Source organism: Streptomyces cupreus, from assembly GCF_014257025.1.
GTDB classification, from domain to species: Bacteria; Actinomycetota; Actinomycetes; order Streptomycetales; family Streptomycetaceae; genus Streptomyces; species Streptomyces cupreus.
In genome coordinates, this window is sequence record NZ_JACMSF010000133.1 from 1 (window position 1) to 5,354 (window position 5,354).

The 5,354-nt window shown below is 67.1% G+C and carries 4 protein-coding genes and 2 pseudogenes; 1 reads left to right on the forward strand and 5 read right to left on the reverse strand.

Annotated elements, in window-relative coordinates:
- Positions 1–166 precede the first annotated feature (166 nt).
- Positions 167–340, reverse strand: a pseudogene (locus tag H4N64_RS43720) (IS5/IS1182 family transposase); the annotation flags it as partial.
- Between the two features lie 109 nt (positions 341–449).
- Between H4N64_RS43720 and H4N64_RS43725 the strand changes: the two are divergent.
- Positions 450–1,634 (forward strand): SMI1/KNR4 family protein, encoded by a 1,185-nt coding sequence (locus tag H4N64_RS43725; protein WP_186288194.1) that lies wholly within the window; start codon positions 450–452, stop codon positions 1,632–1,634.
- A gap of 351 nt (positions 1,635–1,985) precedes the next feature.
- Here H4N64_RS43725 and H4N64_RS43730 read toward each other — a convergent pair whose 3' ends face one another.
- The 4 genes and pseudogenes from H4N64_RS43730 to H4N64_RS43745 all read right to left on the reverse strand — a co-directional run bounded on the left by H4N64_RS43730 (position 1,986) and on the right by H4N64_RS43745 (position 5,351).
- Positions 1,986–2,408, reverse strand: a complete 423-nt coding sequence (locus H4N64_RS43730) for a hypothetical protein (RefSeq protein ID WP_260860434.1) — start codon at positions 2,406–2,408, stop codon at positions 1,986–1,988.
- Positions 2,409–2,492: 84 nt separating this feature from the next.
- Positions 2,493–3,023: a hypothetical protein gene (locus H4N64_RS43735; protein WP_186288196.1), complete on the reverse strand. Its 531-nt coding sequence runs from the start codon at positions 3,021–3,023 to the stop codon at positions 2,493–2,495.
- Between the two features lie 356 nt (positions 3,024–3,379).
- Positions 3,380–4,327 (reverse strand): annotated as a pseudogene (locus H4N64_RS43740) (RHS repeat-associated core domain-containing protein); the annotation flags it as partial.
- Between the two features lie 145 nt (positions 4,328–4,472).
- The gene (locus H4N64_RS43745) at positions 4,473–5,351 is read right to left on the reverse strand and encodes a hypothetical protein (protein ID WP_260860436.1); all 879 of its coding nucleotides are present in this window, start codon (positions 5,349–5,351) and stop codon (positions 4,473–4,475) included.
- Between the last annotated feature and the right edge of the window lie 3 nt (positions 5,352–5,354).

Below are 5,354 nucleotides of genomic sequence, written 5' to 3' on the forward strand. Positions count from 1 at the left end.
TGGAGGTGAAGGGCGATTAGCGCGCCGATAGCTTCGATTGCTCATCCCCAGGAGGGCCAGAACAAGCTCGGCGAGCCTCTCTGGGGGCCAGTCGTCCTCGGCGGTCACCTCTACGTAGGCCGAAGGAAGACGGGGTAACGGAAGGTCATCATCGAGGGGCCCGATCCAGCTGGGCATACGTGCGCCCCACCCTCAGGTGGGCGAGCGTGAGCAGGGCCTGCCGGCCGGCGCTCAGACGGCGCCAGTGGGAGCCGATCGCGCGACGGTACTGCCGCAAACGGGTGGACAGGAAGCGTAGGACAGAACTGGACACGTCGACGCCCGACGGGTAGACAAGCATGCGAAGCCTCTGGTGGAGACGGTTCTCTTGGTCGAAAACCCATCTACCAGGGGCTTCACCACATTGTCAGCCCAACCACCCCGCTCTCGCGGCAGGTTGGAAGGAGCTCATGTGCTTCCCCGCCCTTCCGATCAGCACCCGTTCGCTCCCGGTAAAGGTCTATAGACCCGTGAATGCCTCAGACCCGTACGTCAACGCCTTCGCCGAGATCTTCGGCGATCCGCCGGCCGACTACGCCGTACCTGTCGAATGGGCGGCAGTCGAGTCCTGGTTGGGGACGAGCCTGCCCGCCGACTACAAGGCCATCGCCGCCGCGTACGGCCCACTCGACATTGGCGCCTGGCTCTGGTTTCACACGCCATGCGTCAACCGCGGTTGGTTCGACTATGGGGCCTGGGTCCAGCAGACTCGGCGTAACGCCCCCGACGTCCTTCCCTTCGGTGCCACGCGTACCGCCGATACTTTCTACTGGGACACCACAGCATCCGACGACCCCGACCAGTGGCCGGTCGTTATGCACTGTCAGGACGACGAGAACGCGGGCCGCGACCCCTGGCGGCGCTTCGCGACCCCGCTTGTGCCGACGCTGGCCCGGCTCGTGGCCGACGGCATGCGCCCGGTGATCGCCCGAAGTGGCATGCAAACCGACCTGGAGCGCACCCCGTGGACACCGCCGCCTCGGCGACCGGAGCCAACCGCTCAGCAGCGGGCGGCGCTCACCACAGGCAGCGGGCTGGAGACTTTGATCGCACTCATCCCGCCGCCGGAGACACCCGCGCTCGGGAAGCACAACTGGGACTGGCTGTACGAACGGCTGGGTACACGTCTACCCGGCGAGTACGTACGACTGATGGAGCGGTATGGGGCTGGCTCCTGGTGCGGCTGGCTGCGCTTCAACATCCCCTTCAGCGAGGACCAGTACGCGCTCGCGCCGTGGGCCGAGTGGTACGCGGAGACCTACCAGGGGCAGCGAGCCGATTTCCCTGAGTATCATCCCCTGGCTGTCTATCCCGAGCCGGGGGGATTCCTGCCCTTCGCCGACTCCATCGACGGCGACCAACTGTGCTGGCTGACCGAAGGTGCCACGCCGGACGACTGGCCATTGATCGTTGTACCGCGCCATGCCGACCAAGGCCCACCGCTCAACACCGACCTCACCAAAACCCTGCTGGAGTGGCTGCGCGGCCGGTTCGCGACCGAGGGCCTGCCCCCGCTCGGACGCCGCGACGAGGACCCCCTCGACTACATCGAATTCGAGCCCTACGACGCAGAACCAGCCGCTGATGGCCAATGATCCAGCGCCGCATCGGTCGAGTTCGAGGTAGGTAGCCGACTCCATCAGCACAACCCACCGTGTCGCTGCCGCTCCACGGCAGGCTTCTGCGATCTGGGCGCGCGGCTCATTCGTGGAAGCGGAGGCGATCTGCTTCACGGACAAGGGGGACCAAGTACCGGCCTCGCAGTCCTGGTGCCCTGCCGCGGCCGGTGGGTCCAGTTTCCCTCTGCGTCCTTCGTCATGGGCCTGGTGGGCGGCACGATGAGGAGACCGGGCCAGCCGTCGCCCCGGCGGTTCGCCAGGAACTCCGCCTCGGAGAAGCTGGGTCGGCCGCCATATCGTTCGTGAGCGGCGTCAACCCTCTGCTGCTCATGAACGACGTCGGCGCAGGGCCTTCCAGGCGTCCTCCGCCGCGTCCGTGGCCGTCAGCCGCCAGGCCTCCAGCTTGTCCGCGACCGTTGTGCGCACCATCTGCCACTTGAACCACGGCGGGAGATCCCGGAACGGCACAAAGGTCAACGTGTCATCGATGGCATTCTCGGCCAGGCCGCGATGACCCTCTGCACGCAGCGCGGCGTACAGCTCCGGCGTCAACTCGCCGTTGAGCCGGGCCGCGGTGCCCGCCGCGGTGAACGCGTACCCCCGCTGAGCGCGGTCCTGCAACTGCATCGCCCGGACAATCCGAGGCGATGCTTCCTCCAACGAACACCGGAAGGCCAACCCGATCGCTGCAGTACCGAGATGCTGCGCGCCCCGCTCGAACGCGGCGTCCCACTCGGCGGGGTCGTCCATACCCAGCAGACCCTCGCCGGACTCCCAGTCCCAGCTTCGGCCGTCAGTCATCACAGGGCGGCGGCGGGAGCACCCGCTGCTTCTTCACAGCCTGGCCCCCCCACCCGGAGCCGGTTCCGTGGCGATCACGTGCTGCACCTGCCAGCGGGCTTCCTCCCAGCGGGCGCGACGGTCCGCCTCTCTGCGGTCCGCGTCTTCCCCGGCGCGCTCGGCGTGCCAGCGGCCCACTGCGGACTGGGCCGTCTTCGCGATGTACTGCGGGGAGGGGTTTGTGCGCCCGGCCCGGTTCATGGCGCCGGCCTCGATCAGCATGTCCTGGCAGGCGAGCCGTACGGCGGACTCCAGGACATGCGTGACGTCCGAGTGCCCGGACGTGCGCCAGCCGACCTCGAAGAAGTCCTCGTGGGCACGGACGAGCCGGTCATTCGCCCGGCCGAGCCGGAGGGCCTCGCGGGCAGCGGCCACGTACTCCGAACACGCCTCTCGCATGTCAGGGGTGAGCAGCTCCGCCTGGAGGTCGACCGCCCGTTCCGCGAAGTCGAGGCTCAACGTCGTCGCACGCTGCTCGCCGACCTCCGTCAGCAGTTCGGTGAGCAGCACTGGCAGAACGATCATTACCTGTTCCATTCCCCTCGGCCACGGCTCATAAGTTCGAGCAGCTTCGGGGTGTCCCCTGCTCCTGTGATGACCCGCTTCGGATCGGTGATGTTGACATGCCGGGCGGCAGTCATGGCGTTCTTGAGCTGCTGTCCTGCGTTGCCGCCGCCCATCTTGTGATCGACGACGAACGCCACGAGGTTCTTGGGGTCGGAAGGATCCACCACCATGAAGTCCCCCTGGAACTTCTCGCCGTGCGTTCGGTAGACCTGGAGATTCGGACGTTTCGCGGTGAGCTGCTTCACGAAGTCCATCTCCGCCGGGCTCAGATGATAGGCCCCGGGCAGCTGCTGACCGGCCTTGATCCTGATCGGATCGTAAGGCGAAAGACCGAACGGGTCAGCCCGGGTCAGTGGGTTGTGGACGTAGGTGGCCGGGTTGGGGGCCGGGAACAAGCCGAGAGGGTCACCGCTGAGGTATCGGCCGGTCTCGGGGTCGTAGTGTCGGTGGAGGTTGTAGTGGTGGCCGGTCTCAAGGTCGTGGTACTGGCCCGGGAATCGCAGCGGTATGTACGCTGTGGCGTCCTGATTCCACGTCGTGCCGCCCCACACCGTCGCGGTACGCCGCCACGCGACGGCGCCATGCTCGTCGACGAGTTCCGTCGGGGTGCCGATCAGATCGGTGACGATGGCGTAGAAGCGGCTGTCGTAGTGCTGCTGAGGGACTTCGGACAGGTCCGTGAAGCGCTCTGTCTGGGCCACGGGCACCAGCCCGTCCTCGTCGAACTCCCACGTCTGGATCTGGGCAACCGGCCACTGATGGGAGGTCGCGGTCTGCTCGACAAGCGTCCCCTCGTGCCAGGTGAAGCGGGTCTCCTCCAGCACGGCCCCATCGGTGTCGAGGTGCTGCTTCGCGATACGGCGGCCGAGGGGGTCGTAGCGGTAGTGCCAATGTGTCCCGTCGGGAACGGTCACCCCTGTCAGCTGGTCCTGCGCATTCCAGGCGTAGCGCCACACGTCGGGCTTGCGGGAAATGCGCGGCCGACGGCGCACGGTGGGACGACCGGCGGCGTCGCGCTCGAAACGGACGTGCCCGGCGGCGACGAGGTCGGTGCTGCTGTAGACACGTGGGCCGGTGGCCTCGGCGCCCGGGTGTGCGGCTGACCAGGCTGCGTCCGTCTGGTTGCCGAGCGCGTCGTACGCGTAGGACTCGGTCCAGCCGGGCCCCTGTGCCTCCGTGACGCGGCCCGCGCGGTCCACCGTGTACCGCATGTCGCCGGCAGCGAGCAGCGCTCCGTCCGGTCGCCAGTCGTAGGCCTGCCGTGGGCGACGAACGGGCAGCCGTACCAGCTGAAGGCGTCGATCACCTGGGAGATCTCCTGGGAGGGCACGGGCGGCGCGAACGGCGACCTGCCGGACGGGACGTTCGAGACGACGCAGGACATGAACGTGCAGGAGATCCAGGCGATCAATCGCTGAGGGGCTTGGAGTCGCCTACGAAGAGATCCTCGGCCGCCGTGGCATGTACGGCCCGCTGTGCCCAGACCTCCAGTTGGTCCGGGTCGGTGCAGGCCTGCACGCGCTCCCGCACGGCATCGGGAACCATGACGGTCCGCCAGTCCAAGATCTGGAGGACCATTTCCGCCTTGGCCTGGGCCCGGCCCTCTTCGCGGCCTTCTTCCCGTACCTTCTCGGCGACCTCGTGCCGGAAGAAGTAGTGCACTGCCATCATCAGCTCCTTCCATGTCTGCTTGGCCTCGACATCGACCAGGCATGATTCGACGAACTGCGCGAGCATGCCCGCGCTTTCGGTGTCGGTGCTCGCCAAGGCTGCCGCCAGCGGTTTCAGTATGGCAGTGGCACCTGGGCCCCTACCATGCGTCATCGCCGAGAACGCCGCGAGGAACACGTCCCGCTGAGCTTCTGTCTCATCCGCAATGAGCGGCACGTTCTCCGGACTCAAGACCAGCGGTCTCACGGTGAGCGAGTGCCAGCCGGGCAGCCCCAGACGGATCGGCCGAGCCGCCCAGCGGGCTGTCGCGACGCTCTGCGTCAGAACGATCAGCACCGGCTCCCAGCCGTACTTCGCGTACAGGTAGCTGAGGTAGTAGGCCCAACTGCTCCGCTTGGCGTCGTCCCGCTTCCCCTGGGACTCAACGACCAGCAGGTACATCCCTTCGTCCGTCTCCGCCCGTAACAGCGTGTCCACGCGCCGCTCGACCGGTTCGATCTCCGTCAGATCCGCGTTCAGCACCGCGAAGTCACGCGGTTCGGGAATCGGAATGTGCAGCACACGCTGAAGAGTGCGCGTGAACCCCGCCGGATCCTTCTGGCAGATCTGATGCAGACC